The organism is Denitrobaculum tricleocarpae (assembly GCF_007004665.1).
GTDB lineage: Bacteria > Pseudomonadota > Alphaproteobacteria > Kiloniellales > Kiloniellaceae > Denitrobaculum > Denitrobaculum tricleocarpae.
On sequence record NZ_ML660056.1, the window covers coordinates 1 to 16,694 of the forward strand.

At 56.4% G+C, this 16,694-nt stretch carries 19 protein-coding genes and 1 tRNA gene; 10 read left to right on the forward strand and 10 right to left on the reverse strand.

Translation table 11 applies throughout. The features are described 5' to 3' along the window. Nucleotides 1-152 precede the first annotated feature (152 nt). Nucleotides 153-512 (reverse strand): DOPA 4,5-dioxygenase family protein, encoded by a 360-nt coding sequence (locus FKG95_RS14795; protein WP_142897176.1) that lies wholly within the window; start codon nt 510-512, stop codon nt 153-155. Between the two features lie 320 nt (nt 513-832). On the opposite strand from FKG95_RS14795, the gene FKG95_RS30460 reads away from it, so the two are divergent. From FKG95_RS30460 to FKG95_RS14820, 5 genes are all read left to right on the forward strand, one after another. Further along, nucleotides 833-1,180, forward strand: coding sequence for a PilZ domain-containing protein (locus FKG95_RS30460; RefSeq protein WP_425456763.1), 348 nt, complete (start codon nt 833-835; stop codon nt 1,178-1,180). 537 nt (nt 1,181-1,717) lie between these two features. After that, complete coding sequence (locus FKG95_RS14805; protein WP_142897178.1) at nt 1,718-1,984, forward strand: hypothetical protein; 267 nt, start codon at nt 1,718-1,720, stop codon at nt 1,982-1,984. Between the two features lie 145 nt (nt 1,985-2,129). Further along, a complete protein-coding gene (locus tag FKG95_RS14810) occupies nt 2,130-2,834 on the forward strand; it encodes an HAD family hydrolase (RefSeq protein ID WP_179954104.1) in 705 nt (234 codons plus the stop codon). A gap of 449 nt (nt 2,835-3,283) precedes the next feature. Beyond that, the gene (locus FKG95_RS14815; protein ID WP_218940206.1) at nt 3,284-3,820 is read left to right on the forward strand and encodes an RNA polymerase sigma factor; all 537 of its coding nucleotides are present in this window, start codon (nt 3,284-3,286) and stop codon (nt 3,818-3,820) included. Next, entirely contained in the window at nt 3,817-4,734 is a 918-nt protein-coding gene (locus FKG95_RS14820) for an anti-sigma factor family protein (RefSeq protein ID WP_142897181.1), read from the forward strand. The genes FKG95_RS14815 and FKG95_RS14820 overlap by 4 nt, the downstream gene beginning before the upstream one ends. Before the next feature lie 36 nt (nt 4,735-4,770). Here the strand turns inward: FKG95_RS14820 and FKG95_RS14825 are convergent, their stop codons facing one another. The 3 genes from FKG95_RS14825 to FKG95_RS14835 all read right to left on the reverse strand — a co-directional run bounded on the left by FKG95_RS14825 (nt 4,771) and on the right by FKG95_RS14835 (nt 7,014). Further along, nucleotides 4,771-5,316, reverse strand: coding sequence for a thioredoxin family protein (locus FKG95_RS14825; RefSeq protein WP_142897182.1), 546 nt, complete (start codon nt 5,314-5,316; stop codon nt 4,771-4,773). A 153-nt stretch (nt 5,317-5,469) separates the two neighbouring features. Beyond that, nucleotides 5,470-6,810: an AsmA family protein gene (locus FKG95_RS14830; protein WP_142897183.1), complete on the reverse strand. Its 1,341-nt coding sequence runs from the start codon at nt 6,808-6,810 to the stop codon at nt 5,470-5,472. Nucleotides 6,811-6,927: 117 nt separating this feature from the next. Next, nucleotides 6,928-7,014, reverse strand: a tRNA-Leu gene (locus FKG95_RS14835). A 156-nt stretch (nt 7,015-7,170) separates the two neighbouring features. Here FKG95_RS14835 and FKG95_RS14840 point away from each other — a divergent pair. Continuing rightward, nucleotides 7,171-7,971, forward strand: a complete 801-nt coding sequence (locus FKG95_RS14840; protein WP_142897184.1) for an SDR family NAD(P)-dependent oxidoreductase — start codon at nt 7,171-7,173, stop codon at nt 7,969-7,971. Nucleotides 7,972-8,212: 241 nt separating this feature from the next. Here FKG95_RS14840 and FKG95_RS14845 read toward each other — a convergent pair whose 3' ends face one another. Next, complete coding sequence (locus FKG95_RS14845; protein WP_142897185.1) at nt 8,213-9,115, reverse strand: LysR family transcriptional regulator; 903 nt, start codon at nt 9,113-9,115, stop codon at nt 8,213-8,215. A gap of 217 nt (nt 9,116-9,332) precedes the next feature. On the opposite strand from FKG95_RS14845, the gene FKG95_RS14850 reads away from it, so the two are divergent. Then, the gene (locus FKG95_RS14850; RefSeq protein ID WP_142897186.1) at nt 9,333-10,010 is read left to right on the forward strand and encodes a DUF2306 domain-containing protein; all 678 of its coding nucleotides are present in this window, start codon (nt 9,333-9,335) and stop codon (nt 10,008-10,010) included. A gap of 15 nt (nt 10,011-10,025) precedes the next feature. Further along, nucleotides 10,026-10,427 carry a hypothetical protein gene (locus tag FKG95_RS14855; protein WP_142897187.1) on the forward strand — a complete coding sequence of 134 codons (402 nt, stop codon included), beginning with the start codon at nt 10,026-10,028 and terminating at the stop codon, nt 10,425-10,427. Between the two features lie 391 nt (nt 10,428-10,818). Here the strand turns inward: FKG95_RS14855 and FKG95_RS14860 are convergent, their stop codons facing one another. Next, on the reverse strand, nt 10,819-11,082 hold the full coding sequence (locus FKG95_RS14860) for a hypothetical protein (protein ID WP_142897188.1): 264 nt from the start codon (nt 11,080-11,082) through the stop codon (nt 10,819-10,821). A gap of 295 nt (nt 11,083-11,377) precedes the next feature. On the opposite strand from FKG95_RS14860, the gene FKG95_RS14865 reads away from it, so the two are divergent. Continuing rightward, nucleotides 11,378-11,902 carry a hypothetical protein gene (locus FKG95_RS14865; protein ID WP_142897189.1) on the forward strand — a complete coding sequence of 175 codons (525 nt, stop codon included), beginning with the start codon at nt 11,378-11,380 and terminating at the stop codon, nt 11,900-11,902. A 54-nt stretch (nt 11,903-11,956) separates the two neighbouring features. On the opposite strand, the gene FKG95_RS14870 is transcribed toward FKG95_RS14865, so the two are convergent. The 4 genes from FKG95_RS14870 to FKG95_RS14885 all read right to left on the reverse strand — a co-directional run bounded on the left by FKG95_RS14870 (nt 11,957) and on the right by FKG95_RS14885 (nt 16,060). Then, nucleotides 11,957-13,057, reverse strand: a complete 1,101-nt coding sequence (locus tag FKG95_RS14870; protein ID WP_246116795.1) for an AbrB family transcriptional regulator — start codon at nt 13,055-13,057, stop codon at nt 11,957-11,959. A 49-nt stretch (nt 13,058-13,106) separates the two neighbouring features. After that, entirely contained in the window at nt 13,107-13,706 is a 600-nt protein-coding gene (locus FKG95_RS14875; RefSeq protein WP_142897190.1) for an HAD family hydrolase, read from the reverse strand. Nucleotides 13,707-13,735: 29 nt separating this feature from the next. Continuing rightward, nucleotides 13,736-14,914, reverse strand: a complete 1,179-nt coding sequence (gene argE, locus FKG95_RS14880; RefSeq protein ID WP_246116796.1) for an acetylornithine deacetylase — start codon at nt 14,912-14,914, stop codon at nt 13,736-13,738. 177 nt (nt 14,915-15,091) lie between these two features. After that, nucleotides 15,092-16,060, reverse strand: coding sequence for a transcriptional regulator GcvA (locus FKG95_RS14885; protein ID WP_142897191.1), 969 nt, complete (start codon nt 16,058-16,060; stop codon nt 15,092-15,094). Nucleotides 16,061-16,203: 143 nt separating this feature from the next. Here FKG95_RS14885 and FKG95_RS14890 point away from each other — a divergent pair, with 143 nt between their 5' ends. Then, nucleotides 16,204-16,446: a DUF1127 domain-containing protein gene (locus FKG95_RS14890; protein ID WP_142897192.1), complete on the forward strand. Its 243-nt coding sequence runs from the start codon at nt 16,204-16,206 to the stop codon at nt 16,444-16,446. Nucleotides 16,447-16,694: the final 248 nt, after the last annotated feature.

The window sequence follows — 16,694 nt, forward strand, 5'->3', positions numbered from 1 at the left end:
TCGATCCGGGACCACTCTTCGTCGCTTAGATAAAATAACTTTCTGCCCATCCAAACCTCCTATCATCAGAAAGCTTGAATCACAGTTCCAATGTCACGAAAAGCACCAATTGAGTACAGACCCTAGAGGCGCTGTGCTCGCCGGGCGTCGCCTTACTCGAAAATCGAGAGTTTCAGGTCCTGCTGTTCCCCCAGCCAGATGGCGTGGTCCCGATGGTCCGAGAGATGATCGCCGGTTTCTGTGTGGGTGAAGATCGTCAGGCCATCTCGATTGAGGGCCAGCCAGGGGATAATCTCGCTGAAAACCGCGGGCGAGAATGCCACCTGGTAGCTTCCGGTCGGGTGTGGGCCGACGGGATCATCTCGCCATCTGCCCAATTCCACGTCGAACCGTTCCTCGATGGCCACGCGCAAACGGGCGGCTCGGGCCTTAGAGGCAGCATCATAGTAGACGTGGGCGTGATAGCCTGAAATCGACGAGACTTCTTTGTTTTCCTGAGAGTTATCGGTCATTCCGGTTCTGCTTTCTGATCTCTGAGCCTGGTATTCTCTGCGCATCCCGTGAGCCTGCGGTCGCAGTATCATTCGCAGGCTTAAGGTCTTGGCAAGGCTCAATTTGTACACTCATAAAGCTAGACGTCTTTGGATGCTATCGCCAAGGACCGGGAACTTAACCTGACACCTTGGGCATCTGCCCGAGAATGCCTTGCCGGCTTACATAGGTGTGGACGAACTCTTTTGATTCAATGCGGCGGTAGCCTGTTGCGCCGATGCGCGACCGGAGACCCGGCACAACAAGCCGGCACAACAAGAAAGCAGCGGGCTCGCTAATCATGTTGAGAAAGACCGATAAAGGCGGTGCGTTGGATCGGCGGAACTATCCACGGGTTTCAGCGCGTCTGCCGGTAAGGCTGCAGACCGGGTGCGGCGCATGGATTCCCTGTACTGTGATAGATGCGTCGATCAGTGGCGTTCGTCTTGAAACCGAAATCGAGCTGGAGATCGGAGCGGAGGTAACGCTGATCATGCCGGGTTCAGTGCATTGCGGCGGCCGTGTCGTCAGGCTGGAGAAAGGGACGTTGGGCGTGGAGTTTTCTCATGCTCCTGAGCGCGTTGCCGAAATGATCTCAGATCTCCTGCCGGGTCTCCAAGCGCACTCAAATCTGAAAACTGCAACATAGCGTATTGTATCAGAAAGAATTTTTCTTACTCGGCGAAGCTGACGATCCGGAGGCTGCGGGCAGGCGAGGCCAGTTGGGTGGCCGAATCAATAAACGGGAGCCTGCCGAATGGAGGCTCCCGTTATTTCGCTTCTTGTTCCCGAGGTAAAGCCACGCAAGTGGTTTTCACTTTCGACTCAGATCAACCCTGAATATTCAACTCGGCGTTATGTCGAGGCTTCAACTCAATGTTGCACTGAGCGAATTGGGCGACAGTCCTCTAGGAGTCACCGCACAGGCATTGCGGCGGCTATTTCGTCACCGGTTTACCAGCAACGCAGGTGATTATACTGCATCCAATTCGACACTAATGTCAATACACCTATGATTGTTTGGTGGCGGAAATGCAATCCCGAATAAATGCGTGAAAGCGGATTCTACTCAACAGACGCTAGTTGTGTTTGCCCGTCCGTTCAATCTGTGGGCTCGAGTGGCAAAAAAAACACAACCTCGAAGATTACACAGAGAAATTCTCACGAAGCTGTGATACGATTAACTATGCTGACACTGAACGAACTTGCTATCCACAAGGCCCGCCTTCTGAGAGGGGCGGGTGAGCACGACGAGACACGCATTGCCGAACTGGACCGTTTGATCATCGGCCAGCACGCGCTGAATCTGGACGATGCAATCATCAAGCTGGAGTTAGCGCGGGAAATGGCGCACAAGCTTGACCGCTCGCTCGACCGCGATTACCGGGACATTGAGGCGACCGGGGAAATCGTTACTCTCATTGATGACGTTCTTCGCGTGCTCAGGCATTAAGCTCCTCTCTGAACTTCCTGATTCAATTGTTGTTTTCTCCTCTGCTATCTTGACGCAAGGAAGGGGGCGGCGTGTTATGCCCACGCCATAGATGCGCGGCCTGCAGCAGCGCCGCTGCGCGGACACTGACTTCGGGAGTATCTCAATGAAGCTGGTCATCTTCGATATCGATGGGACACTGGTGAGAAGCGATCCGCATGAAGATCGTCTCTTTTGGCAAGCGCTGGTCGACGTCTTGGGTGTGCGGAGGGAGACCTTCGAGTGGAACAGTTTTCGGCATGTGACGGACAGCGGCATCACTCAGGAAGTCTTCCGTCGGCAGTTCGGCCGCGATCCCGAGGGAGCGTCGTTGGCGGCGACCGAAGAGCATTTCGGATCCCTGTGGCAAAGGCTGCTTTCGACCCTGCCGAGAGATGAGATTGAGGTGCCGGGCGCGCGGGCCATGCTGGCGCACCTGAACGAACATCCGGACTGGACGATTGCGATTGCGACGGGGGGCTGGGAGCGAACGGCGCGCGCCAAGCTTGGCGGTGCGGACATTGCCCATGCGGAGATTCCGATGGGCTGCGCAAATGATGCCCTGGCACGCGAGGACATCATGGCCATCGCGCAGGCGCGCGCAACAATTCAAAACGCAAACAAAGACTTCGAGCGCGTTGTTTATGTTGGCGATGGGGAATGGGACGCAAAGACCTGCCGTGCTGTCGGTATGCCTTTGGTGGGAATGGCTGTCGTGCCAGAGGTTCGCACACGTCTCAGCGGGCTTGGCGTCAGCCACATTCTCGAGGATTATTGCGATAGGGCCGCGGTGCTCGAGGCCCTCGATTCAGCGCAGGTGCCTCCTCCTTGAGCCCTCCGCCTAAAGGGGACGAACCGGGTGGATTTATCTGTCTCAGCCCGCTCGCGAAGCATCACGAGCACGTGACTGTGGCCTCTTCCCGGCAGCGGTGCGCTTGCATCCGATGGGCTGAGGGCCATGTGACCTCTACCGGCGCAATAAGCCGGATTTACGAGTTCGACCGGTTTCGGCACCTCATAGTTTGCTTTAAAGCTGATTGAGAGGCTTTCCTTTCGGCGGGTGAAATACGCATGGCAGTCATTCTCAGGGACTTCGCCAAGCCTTTTGGTACTCAGACAGGCATTCTTCGTTCCTAAGTTAGGAAAAGGGAGAATATTTATCTGTATCACATGCTTAGGGCGGAATTCCTTTATCCGGACTGAATTTGGTTTGGGACCTGACGGTTCTCCGTTACTCTTGCGCGCCGAGACCACAGACGACCGATGAAAACGCAGAGGCAAATGACAGACACGCGTCAAAACCCGGTCAAGTCGGGCCTGCCGGAACTCCTTTCCAGGCTCTGGCGCTTTGCGATGGTGCTGTCTCACAACGAGGAGATCGCCGGCGATTTGGTGCAGGCGACCTGTTTGCGGGCGCTGCAGAGGTCCGAGCAGTTTCAGGAGGGGACACATCTTGACCGCTGGACTTTTTCCATTATGGCCTCACTTTGGAAGAACGAGTTGCGGGCGGAACGTATCCGGCGCGGCGGCGGTTTTGTCGATGCCGAAGAGGTTCTGGTCTCCGACGGCGCGGAAAAAATAGAAACGAATATTTTACTGACTGAGGTGTTGGCGGAAGTACAGGCATTACCGGAAGCGCAGCGAAGTGCGGTTTTGCTGGTTTACGTCGAGGGCCTAACCTACGCCGAGGCGGCGGCGACGCTTGAAGTGCCCATTGGCACCATCATGAGCAGGCTTGCGGCAGCAAGGTTCAAGCTTGCTGCCCTGAGACGTGCGGAAGACGGTGGCCCGAGACGACAAGTGAAGACAGGACAATGACAAGCGAAGTGAACAGCAGGCCCGTGACAGACGAGATGCTCGTCGCCTATGTCGATGGCGAACTGACACAGAACGAGCGGACATCGCTCGAGGCCGCGCTGGAAGGCAATCAGGAACTGCGCGCGCGCCTCGCGCTGCTGCAGGACGGCGATCGCCCCTGGGCCGAAGCCTTTGAGGGTCTTCTTGATCAGGCACCCGTTGCCGAACTCGAAGCCGCCTTCGCGGCTGCGGCGCACACGCACGCGGAACAAATACAGGCGAATCAGGCTCGGGCAGATCACGCTCGGGCAGATCAGGCTCGGGCGGAACTAGTCCAGGCAGATCCGACTGAGACCACAGACCAGGTCGCTGCGAAGGATGATGCTGCGCGCAGTTGGTGGCGTCCGGCCATGGCCGCCTGCATTGCGGTTACCCTTATGGTCGGCTTTGCCGCCGGTTACGGCACCAATCAGGTTCAAAAGCCCGACATCATGGCCGCTGTGCAGACGGAAGCCGAGATCTGGCGTCAGGCGGTTGCCGACTATCAGGCGCTTTACACCCGCGAGACCCTCTCAACGGCTCAGACCGATCCCATCGCCCAATCGGCAGGGCTTCTGCGCGTCGGTGAGGCGCTCGGTCTGGCTTTGCCGGATGCGGTTTCGCAGGTTGCGGGGCTGGACTACAAGCGGGCGCAGATCCTGAAATTCGGCGAGCAGCCTCTGGCGCAGCTGGCCTATCTTTACCAGGACGACATCCCGATTGCGTTCTGCATTGTGCGGCTGGACGAGGCCGACCAGGCAGCCACAAACGAAGTGCGCAGTGGTCTTAACATCGTGCACTGGGCCAAGGACGGTTTCAGTCTGATGGTTGTCGGCGATCTGCCTGTCGAAGAGCTCAACGCCTTTGCCCGCGAGCTTGAGGGGAAGATGATCTGATGAGCCCTTTAAAGTTGTCGTTTTTTTGCAGAGCTTCTAGCTCCACTTGATCGAACAGCCCATGGAGGCGATTTGTTCGCGCGGACCTTGGCCGGTTTCGGCGATCTGGCGCATTGCATCGACTAGCTCTCTTGTGCGTCCCTCCGGGTTCCCCATGCCGGCATTGTCGAGACGGCCGCGGTACTGCAGCGCGCCGTCCTTGTTGAAGCCGAAGAAATCCGGAGTGCAGACCGCGCCGTAGGCTTTGCCCACCGATTGATCTTCATCAACCAGGTAAGGGAAGGGGAAGCCATAGCCGGCTGCGAACCTGACCATGTTCTCCGGGCTGTCGGCAGGTACGCGCCGATAGTCGTTGGACATGATGGCAAGGACGTTGATGCCTTCTGACATCAGCAGCTTGGTGTCTTCGGCAAGACGCTCCCCGATTGCCTTCACGTAGGGGCAGTGGTTGCAGATGAAGGCAATGAGTAATCCTTTGCCGCCCAACTGCTCTTTCAGTGTGAAGGCCCGGCCGGCGGGATCTTTCAGCGAGAAGTCCGGCGCAGGCCAGCCAAAATCGCAAATCGGGCTATCGAGCAACATAAGCTTCACCTTTCTGTTGGCTGAGAAACAGCGTTTTCCAGCACGATTCTAAGAGTACAGCGTCGGATTAAGCCGAACGAGCCGCCTGCACTGAACGAAGCATTAAACGATGTCCTGGGAAATCGGGGAAGCGGGATATCCGTTAAGTTCTCGCTACTCTTTGTTGCGCTTCTTATCGAGGAAGTCTTTGAAGCCCTGGATTCCACCTTCGACGCCCTGTTTTATCTCTTCTTTTTTCCTGCCCGCCAGGTCAGCGATTTTCTTGGACAAGGCATCTAAAGCGGCATCCCAAAGACCAGCAGCATCCAAAGACAGTGTGTTTTCAAATTGCTTTTCATTCATCACGAAAGAAAAGCGGAGATCTACATCATCCTCACGTTCATTGATGTAATTCGCGAGGGGATACGCAAGAGCTTTGCTGAGAAGAGATGCGTCCTCAGGCGCTTCAACAACAACGCCCTTCAGCAGCATGTTCCAGTCCATTTCAATTTCGGCATTTTCACGGCGCTGCCATTCATCCTCCACCAAAATGTCAATCGTGCCGCTTCTGAACCAACTGAACGGTGCCTTGCGCACATAGCTATTGATCAGGTTCACGGGAAGATTATCCAGTTTCCACCTGGTCTTACGGCCACCATCTGTCTCTTCCGTGGAGATCGTAATCTCATGACCGCTCAAACTGCCTTCAATGTTTGATCTAAAGAAAGTATCAAAGACCGCATAGTTACTTCGGAATGGCGCACTTTGAATCTGATTTAGGGCCAAGCTTATGGGCTCGCTACTATTTTTATGAACATCCAGCTCAACGTCATTTATCGCCAGGTCATTGATAACGAATGCTTTCTTCGCTTCTAGCCTCCTGATTGGCAAATTCTCCTCGACCTCATTTCCGTCTTTAGGTCCAATGCCTGATTTGCCAGGTTCATCTGGCCTGTCCAGGCTCGCATCTCTTTGTTCTGCCTTGTGCCAAATGGCTCCTTTGACGCCGTTGACAGCCAGAGTTTCTATGGAAATGGGATTTGAGAGCAAACTGAAGACGTCAATATCCAGACTTGCGCTCTGAACCGATATGTCGAAATCGAGTTGCGCATGGTTTTCTCTTTGAACCTGCAGCTGTTCCAGCTTTAGCCTGCCTGAAAAGACATTTCCGCTTACGGAAGAAAAAGAGATTTCCATCTTGGTTTTGTCTTGCACTTTGGAAGCAATGAAATGTGCGGTCGGTTCAAATAAAAACATGTTTACCGCCACCAAGAGAGCAAGAACGACAATAAACGAGGCGCCTGCGATTCTGGCCGCAATCCTGAATGGAAACTTCCGTTTGGGGCGCGCAGGCGCCGGCACTTGAGTCTTTTTCTTGCCTGACGAGGAGGCCGTGAAGAGTGTCAATTCAAACGTCAAGCCAACAACGCCAGCCAATAAATTTACGAGAGCTCCAATCGCCGTAATAACGGGAAACAACAAAAACTCACCTAGTAAAATAATTATAAGTTCCATGTATTTTTCTTTTCGTAATTATTTGTAATTTTTGAAAATATGAGCGCGCAGAAAGATCTAATATCTCCAAACGCCCGTAACAAATACCAGCCGCGAAGAAATCGAAGATTTTTTGAATGGTGCCCGCTCCCGGACTCGAACCGGGACGGCCTGACGGCCTCAAGATTTTAAGTCTTGTATGTCTACCAATTCCATCAAGCGGGCGCAGGGGCGGAGTCCCGAAGGGATCCGTCCGTCATTTGGCAACAGACCCTCTTGTGCCAAAGCGCTGCCGAGTCTGCAACGCCGATTTACTCTTCGGAGCGCTGCGAAAGCCGTTAGGATGGGTCTCTTTATGAAATCAACAAAAGGCGGGTGGCGATGAGCGGGCGACTGAGGGACCGAATTGCGATCGTTGTGGGGGCGGGGTCGTCCGGCCCGGGCTGGGGCAATGGCAAGGCTGCGGCCGTTCTCTTTGCCCGCGAGGGCGCGAAGGTGCTCTGTGTCGATATTGACGAAGCAGCTGCACAGGAAACGGCCGGCATCATCACGGGCGAGGGCTTTGAGGCCGCCGCTGTGCAAGCCGATGTGACCCGAGCGGAGCAGGTTGAGGCGCTGGTCGCGGACTGCGTTGCGCGCTGGGGGACGGTCGATATCCTGCAGAACAATGTCGGGATCCTGGATTCGAGCGGACCTGTAGAGCTGAGCGAAGCCGAATGGGACAAGGTCATCTCTGTAAATCTGAAATCCATGTTTCTGACCTGCAAATTTGTTTTGCCCGTCATGGAACGCCAGCGCAGGGGGGCGATTGTGAATGTGGGGTCGATAGCCGGTCTTCGCTGGACCGGCATACCATACATCACCTACAGCACCACCAAGGGGGCGATTCCGCCCTTTACCCGCTCCATTGCCCTGCAATACGCAGCAAAAGGGATCAGGGCCAATGTGGTTTCGCCGGGCCTGATGAACACCCCGATGATCCGCGAACCGCTGAAAGACGCCTATGCCGACGGCGATATCGACAAGATGATCGAGATTCGTGACGCGCAGTGTCCCATGGGCCACATGGGCGACGCCTGGGATGTCGCGTCGGCATCGCTCTTTCTCGCATCCGATGAAGCGCGCTATATCACCGGCACGGAATTGATCGTCGACGGAGGGATTACGGCAAAGATGTCATAGCTCGTTCTAGATAAGAGTAAGTTCAGGCTCAGGCTCTAGTCCAGAATCACACGCACGATAGATCGCCCTCAGCGATTCCATCGAACGTGATCTGAAACAGGCCGTGTACTCATTAACGCGCACCGGTTTTTTTTGCCACTCTGCAGGATGTCCGTTTAGCACCCAACTCGCGACGTATTCGTGCGAACCTCGGTAGGGGGAAAATCAGCCACGAACCGACATGGTGGGGCGCTCGTTGCATTTAACCAGTTGCGTTTCTGGCTGCAAGCTCCTCGGACAAGATATCGAAGATGGCGCGCATCCTGGCATTGGTTTTGAGCTCGCCATGAGTGACAAGCCAGACAGGAACTTCGGCAGAGACCTCCTTTTGCAAGACAGCCTCCACCCCGGATGTGATATTTGCGAGATCTTCAAACATAACGGCGAGGCCCAGTCCCCGCTTAACCGCCTCCCATATCGCCACCCCGGAGTTGGCGACGATGCCGAATTGTTCGGCCGCAATCGCTCCGTTCATTGCGCACAACATCTGCAATACGCGCCCGGATGAGTCCCCGAGAAAGGTAGTGCGCTCGCTGATATCGTTGAGCGTTGCAGGGCGTCCTATAACGTCGAGATAAGAGCTTGCTCCGTAGAGATAGGCTTTTGTGGTCCGTATGCGCTTGGCATAGAGATCGGGATGTTTGGGCTGAACGTTGCGGATGGCAATATCTGCCTCACGGCGCCCCAAGTCTTGAACGTCGTTGGATGAAACGATCTCCACTTGAACTTCGGGATAGGTAAGCCGGATGCGCTCGATGATCGGCGGCAAGATATAGGCGCAATAAGCATCATTTGCGGTGACGCTGATAGGACCTGCGATCCTTTGATCCTGTCCCAGCGCCGCAAGACTGAATAGGTCCGCCGCTTCCTTCATTGCTTTCGCGTGAGCGACCAGGGCTAGACCCTTGTCATTTATCGCCAAGGATTTCCCGATCCGATCGAATAGCAACAGGCCAAGATCACTCTCAAGAGCAGCGACATGCCGCCCCACGGTCGGCTGAGACAATCCCAGTAGTTCAGCGGCGCCGGAAAGAGATCCCGTTTCAGCGGTAGCAAGAAAGGATTGTGCCTGCGACCAGTCGAATGCGGTGTTTCGATTTCTCATTCAAAAATGAATATCATATCTGCAGATTCTGGCAATTTCTAATTCAAATTTGAAGATATAGAAACCCGCCATCTGCGCTGGAGAAACACTCGGATACGCGGTGCCGGATTGGTACTTGGAACCAGACGGGTGCCACTCAAACCGGCCAGCCCGATGTTGATATGGGCGCCATCAACGAAGACTGATCTCGACCTAGGGCCAAATTAGAGGGAGTGTGATGAACATTCTAACCGGACGTGAATGGACAACATTGATTTTGATTGTTGTTTTCTCGTCAATTCCTGCGTTCGGTGGCCTGATAAGGCTTGTTGAACTTGCCGGTGGCCATGCTGTTCTTCCGGGAAATCCGAGGGCCATAGCCGACCCTTGGCCAGTCATTTTCCACGTCTCGGGCAGTTTCGTATTCTGCCTCGCAGGGGCGATACAATTTCTGCCAAGTTTGAGGCGCTGCCGCCCGGCAATACACCGAATGATCGGTCGCGTGATGGTGATTGCAGGGTTTCTGTCGGCAAGCACCGGGTTGTGGATGACCGTCTACTTTACCTTCCCCGAGGCCATTCAAGGCAGCCTTTTGTTTTCTGCGCGGATTATCCTTGGTTTCGCAATGATCGGACTGCTCGCCTGGGCGATCATTGCCGTCAGGGCGCGTTCCTTCAAAAGTCACGGGGCTTCGATGCTTAGGGCCTATGCCATTGGTCAGGGCGCTTCGACACAGGCTTTGCTTGGAATTTCATGGATCGTCACCTTTGGCGTTGAGCCCACAGGTTTCTTAAGAGATTGCTTTATGGTGCTTTGTTGGGTTCTGAATCTTCTGGTCGCGGAAGCGTTGATCCATCTTCTTATCGCGAGACCACTTCCCTCAATCCAAACGCCTGATAAGGCCTCCGCCTTGTAGGAAGGAAAACACATCATGTTTTGGAGAATTTCAGCTGCCCTGCCCCTGTTTCTTTTGACTGGATGCGGCCTGGGACAAAATCTAATCAAGGCAGGGACTGAAAACGAACAATACAAAGCCTGTGTCCTCGAGCAGGTAGAGGTCCTGTCGGCCAGTTACGGTGGTGGGGAACTGGTTGTCGAGAGAGCGACTGAGTTCGTAGTCTCAGCCTGTAAGCCGCAGGAAGACGTTTACGTCGTGGCGATGACCGACTTGGCGATGACGATGACGGGCAGCTTGGCCTCAACAGAAAAATTCTTGGAAGATGAGGAGGCAACTCTCCGCAGCGACCTACATGATCTGGCCGCTCGTTTGGTATCACAAAATCTCTACCGATTCATGACCGCTTCAGGTCATTGTTCCCCTTGTCTGGGTTGAGAACGCCTAGTCTTTGACGGTCTTGACGATAGAATTATGTTTTCTGTCGATGAGTTAAGAGTGGAGCGGTGCTGAAGCGTCGTGACCCCACAGCTGAAAGACGGGCGACACGACGTTGTTCAGAACGTGGTTCCCAGAACGTGGTTCCCAGAACGTGGTTCCCAGAACGTGGTTCCCAGAACGTGGTTCCCAGAACGTGGTTCCCAGAACGTGGTTCCCAGAACTGATTATCTTATCGCCTGGGGATTACGTCCCAGGCGGGCCGTATTTTGCCGGGTCGTAGGTGCGTTGACGCTTCTTAACGGGCCTATGGGCTCGCTTTCCAGGCCTCGTCTGCCTAAAAAACCCAGCAAGATCCGATCAAGACCATCAATGACTATGTGTCCTTAACCTAGTAACCGGGCGCTGCTGTGTCGACGATGACCACTGCATCGCCACTGTCGGTCAGCTCTTGTCTCGCCGGCCCTTGTCTTGCCTGCCGGGCGAGATCGGCCCCAAGATTATCGATTTGCTCGCGCGTCTTCGCGAAATCGATTTCCGCCTGGCTGGGCGGCCGGACTGCGATGTCGAGAGGATCCGTTCCGTCCAGGTGATACCAGAGAAGCGGTACGGCCATGGCGACGGTCAGCAAAAACGGAAGAAGAAAAGAGTTCATGTCCGCCAAGCCGTCCCGGAAGTAATGATCGATCCTGGAGACTCTGACCCCCGGAAATCCTTAACGGGTGTGTCAAATAGCAGACTTTATCTCAGAAAGTGCTGAAACCGGTTCGTCGTTGCCTGCCAATAGCGATTGAAATCTCCTGTATGCTCCGGTATGAACGGCTTAGCAGGTGCCCAGGGGCGCCTCGCCCGCCGAAAGACTCCTCACCCTGGCTCGAAACTTCCAATGTCATCCCAACGGTTCTCTTGGATCACATGGAGCGGGACGGTCCTGAGTAGGAGAAACGGTTATGGTTGATGTTATCGACAGGCTGAAAAACGAGGCGCGCCTGCTACACCGCAAAGCGTCCGACGGTGATCCGGCGGCACTGGCACGCATTCGAAAAGTCCATGAAAATCCTAAACTTGAAGATCCGGCTCTCAAGGCGCTTATAAAGCGGCGGCACGGTCTTAGTGCATTGGCACGGGAACTAGGCTTCGAAGGCTGGACTCATGCAGCGCAGGTTCTGCGCGGTCAGAATTCCAGTGATTTCGGAAAACTGCTGTATCCCGGGCGCTGCGGCGCGCACACCAATATCTGGGTGGCGAGCTATCAGGAAGCGCGGAGAATCCATCGTGAGAGCGGGGGATATCTGCTCGCTTACCGGAACCAGTACCTCATTGTCGAAGCGGATTACATCCGCACGATGGGCCTTGACCCGGCGGATGAGGATTGGCGGGCGATCGGCTATGACTGGGTGAAACCTGCCTCGCCGGATGCACGCAGCCGTCTCTATGAAAAGCTGGTGAGGGGCAAGCTCGAAACCGGACGCTGATCGCGCGTCGTGAGGCTGGGGCCGTTGATTTGGTTCGGCGGCCGCAGCCTTGATCTATTCCGCTTGCTCGCTGCGCGGATCGCCCCAGAGCTGCTGCAGAATTTTAAACAGCAGCGGTGCGCAGACCACGATGATGAAGATCCGGACAATATGGTGAGTGGCGACAAAGGCGCTGTCGAGAGACAAAGAGAGCGCGATCAGACTCATTTCAGCGAGCCCGCCGGGCGCAAAGGCCAGAAACAGCGCCGCGAAGGAGAGCCCGGTCACATTGTGCAACACCCAGGCAAAGAGGAGCGAGATCGCAGCCAGAATAACGGTGCCGCCGGTTGCCGCAACTATGCTTCTCCCGATAAAGGCCAGGCTGATACCGACAAAGCGGCAGCCGATGGCGGCGCCGACCACCACCTGAGCGACGGCAATCAGCTCGCTTGGCGGATTGGCGGTGGTCCAGCCGGCCAGATGCACGGCCGCACTCAGGATCATTGGGCCGACGATTGCGGCGGCGGGGATACGCAGGCCCTTGGCGATGAAATACCCGGCCACGGCGCAAGCGGTTAGGAGCGCCATATCCTCCAACGGAACTTCCGTCATGGGCAGACCGACGGATGGACGGGTCGCCGGGTCATAAGCCAGCCAGAGTTGAAACAGAAACGGCAGGGTCATGATGACGGTAAGGATACGCCAGGCATGCGTGAGCGAGATCTTGCGGCTGTCCCCACCCATTTCGCCACCGACCACTGTCATTTCAGAGAGGCCGCCGGGCATGGCCGAAAAGTAGGAGGTGATCGGACCGTAATCGCAGAGTTTCCGGAAGTACCAGATGCCGATGGCACCGGAGACAATCACGTAGAGCACCAGGGTCGAGAGGCTGAGTGCCCAGTCGCCGAGCTGAGGCAGGATCGCCGGCGTGAAGCCGCTGCCGAGCATGATTCCCAGAACCACGACCATGACGCTGCGCAGCCGATTGGGCAGGGCCAATGGCAGCTTGAGCATGGCCCCCACGGTCACTGTCACCATGCTGCCGATCATCCAGGGCAGGGGAATGGCGATCATGGTCGCGATCCAGCCGCCCAGACCGCCGATCGTCAGGGCGAGAAGGGTGGTCTGAAGGCTTGGCTTTCTGGAGGTATCGGAGGGCGGTTCGGCTTTTGACAAGTGAGGACCGTATCGGTTTGTTATTCAAGGGGTGTGTGCTGTGGTTTCGTCATGCCAGGAAGCGGTCTATCTCCCGCTGAAGCTCCGTCGGCGATGTGAAGTGAATGGCATGCACACCCAATCGGCGCGCAGCTTCCACGTTTTTCGGCACGTCGTCGATGAAAGCGGCGCCTTCAAGCGTCAAGCCGTAGCGGTCCGCCAGCAGATGAAAGATTCCGGGGTCCGGTTTCTTCATGCCTTCTTCGCCTGAAACCAGAATGCCTTCGAACCAGCTGAGAAATTCATAGTGCTGACGTGCGACGGGAAAGGTCTCCGCGGAGAAATTTGTGAGCGCAAAAAGCCGGACGTCACGCCCGCGGAGCTTGTCCAGGACCTCGACGGTCCCGTCGTGGGCCCCGCCCAGCATTTCGCTCCAGCGATCGAAATAAGCTTCGATCATATGCCGCTGTTCCGGATGCTTCTCGGTGAGCAAGGCGATGCCTTCCGCGAAAGGCCGTCCCGCATCCTGCTGTTCGTTCCAATCGTGCGTGCAGATCCGGGTCAGGAAGTCTTCGACCTCGGCTTCGGTGTCGAAGAGTTTGCGGTAGAGGTAGCGTGGGTTCCAGTCAATCAGGACACCGCCAAGGTCGAAGATGATCGTTTTCGTCATAAGGTTTGGATCTTTTCCCGATCAATACATCAGAATTTGTGACCGACGATGCTCTCGTCACAAAGCCGCTCTGTCAGACGTTCCATAAAAGCCTCACAGGCGGCCAGTTGTTGCCGTGAAATGAATTCGTCAGGCTTGTGGGCCTGTGCAATCGATCCGGGACCGCAGACAATAGTCGGAATGCCCCGGTTCTGAAAAAAGCCGCCCTCGGTGCAGAAGGCCACCTTTGCTATCGCATTCGCCTCGGCGCAGCTCTGGACCAGGGTGACGAGGTCGCTGTCTTCGGCAAGCGAGAGCGCCGGATAATCGCAGAAGGTCTGCCAGTTTACGCCGCAATCCGGGTCGATGGCCTTCATGGCCGGTTCAATCTCGGTTCTTGCGTAGTTACGGATCTCGTCAAACAGAGTCTGCGGATCGTCCTGCGGAATATTCCGGATTTCGAAGTCGAAGCTGCAGTCCGCCGGCACGATGTTCAGCGCGGTCCCGCCCTGGATCACACCAACCTGCAGAGTCGTGTGCGGCACGTCGTAATCATGGTCGAAGGGACCCTCGCTGACTTTGCGGCGGGCCATGCCGTCCAGCTCTGCGATGATACGAGCGGCTGCCTGAACCGCATTCACGCCTCGAGGCGCCAGAGACGAGTGACACTCATGACCCTGGACGTCGCAGCGGTAACCGACACCGCCTTTATGCGCGGTCACGACCTTCATCTCGGTCGGTTCGCCGATAATGCAGGCACGCGGCCTAACGTCTTGTGTCTCTAGAAACGTCAGGAGACGCTTGACGCCGCCGCAGTCGACCTCCTCGTCAAATGATAAACAGAGGTGGACAGGAAGCTGAAGGTCAGCGTTCAAAAGCTTTGGAACCTGCGCCAGCACAACGGCGATAAAGCCCTTCATGTCGCAGGTGCCGCGGCCGTAGAGCCGGTCGTCAGCGGCCCTTACTGTCCAGGGGTCCGATGACCAGTCCTGGCCGTCGACGGGTACCACGTCGCTGTGGCCCGAGAGGGCGATCCCGCCCCGGTCGTCCGGTCCGATGGTTGCGTAAAGGTTGGCCTTCCGGCCGCTTTCGTCGAAGGAAAGCTGCGAAGCCACACCGAGACCGGAGAGATAATCCCGAACCGAATGGATCAGTTCCAGATTGGAGTTGCGGCTGGTCGTATCGAAGGCCACCAGACGCTCGAGCATCGCGATGCTGGCGGCTGTCACTTCAGCGGGTATGGCGGCGATATCGACGATGGATGATCCTCGGGTGAGGCTGTGAACCGGGTGCGAAGCATGTCAGAGCTTCGGCAAAAATGCCAGATACACGCACGCGGACCGGACCTGCGTCTGGCGCTTATCTGGGGTTTCGGACCCGGTATCTCCCGGCCGGGTTAATTCGCGTTATCCGGGGCCACATTCCTCCGGAACCAGTTGTTCGCCGCAGTGCAGGGGCGTTTCGGGGTAGGAGAAGGCCGCGACTTCCTGCTGGATCCAGGTTTTGAAAGCCTGGATCTTCGGCTGATCAGCAGTCTCTTCCGGACCGACAAGATAGTAGGTGAAGGGTCCCGGTATGACCGGTCCGAAGGGACAGACCAGCCGTCCGGCCGCCACATCGTCACCAATCAGGGAGGTGCGGCCCAGGGCGATACCGTGGCCTTCAATCGCGGCCTGAATCACCATGCTGGAATGGCTGTAGGCCGGGCCCCGGTCTGGATCGACCGTGGTGATTCCCGCGGCCCGGAGCCAGCCCTGCCAGTCATTCGCCGAGGCGTCAGTGCGCGCCATGTCGTCGTGCAGCAGGACATGCCGGCTCAAATCATCCGGGGCCTGCAGTGGCTTATCGCCTTCCAGCAGGCGGGGGCTGCAGACCGGAAAGATCCGGTCACCCATCATCCGGTCGACCCGCAGACCCGGATAATTTCCCGAGCCATAGCGGATCGCCAGATCGAAATCGTCCTGATCGAAGTCCACGATCTGGTCGTTCGCTGAAATCAAGACATCGATGGTCGGGTTCTTTTCGGTGAAACGCGGCAGCCTGGGCAGCAGCCATTTCGCGGCAAAGGAGGGCAGGGCGCTGACCTTGAGATTGCCGCTGCTGTCCTGGGAACGCAGGCGCTGGGTGGCGCGGTTCATCATGTCCAGCGCGTCGCGGAGCACCGGGAAATAGTCCTGTCCCGCTTCGGTCAGCAGAAGCCGCCGGTTCAGGCGCCGGAAGAGCTGGATGCCGAGATGCGCCTCGAGCGTTTTGATCTGATGGCTGACCGCGGCCTGGGTCACGAAGAGCTCCTCCGCCGCCTTGGTGAAGGAGAGGTGCCGGGCCGCGGCCTCGAAGGCGCGCAGGGCGTTCAGAGGAGGAAGTTTACGAACCATGAACTCAGATCAATAAATCTAATCCGATGCATCAAATAACATCGTTTGAAGAAATCCGCAATCCACAATACTTTCTAAGAACACAAGACGAACGACAGTCCGGTCGAAATCGGTTCCGCCGGACGAAGGATAGGAGAAGAGAGATGACAAATTACACCCTGCACACCCACGAGCAGCCCATTGGCTTGTCCCTGAAAACCCCGGCTGACGTCTTTTTGCTCCTACCGCGTGTCGTCCTCTATGTCTTTAATACTCTGCTCATTTGGCAGGATCGCGCGACTCAACGCCACCATCTGGCCTCGCTCAGCGACCGCCGCCTGCGCGACATGGGACTGTCGCGTGCCGACGTCGGTGGAGAGGTCGCGAAGCCCTTCTGGAGGGCCTGAGCGACGTCAGTGAGCGAAAGGACAGCTGTCTTATCCCTGTCGATAGGATGAATTAGAAAATTGTATCCTGACATTATCCAGGTTTGGGCAAACCACGAGCCGTTCCCTGCGTGACCGGTTTGCCCGCCTGGCGTTGGGATGCGGTTGATCTTGATGCATTCCGTCAAGATCGTCGACCGGCTCCCCCCAGTTTGCGCGGCCTTTGAGCGCCTTTTAACAGAGCAATTGGGCCAGACACTGACCGACGG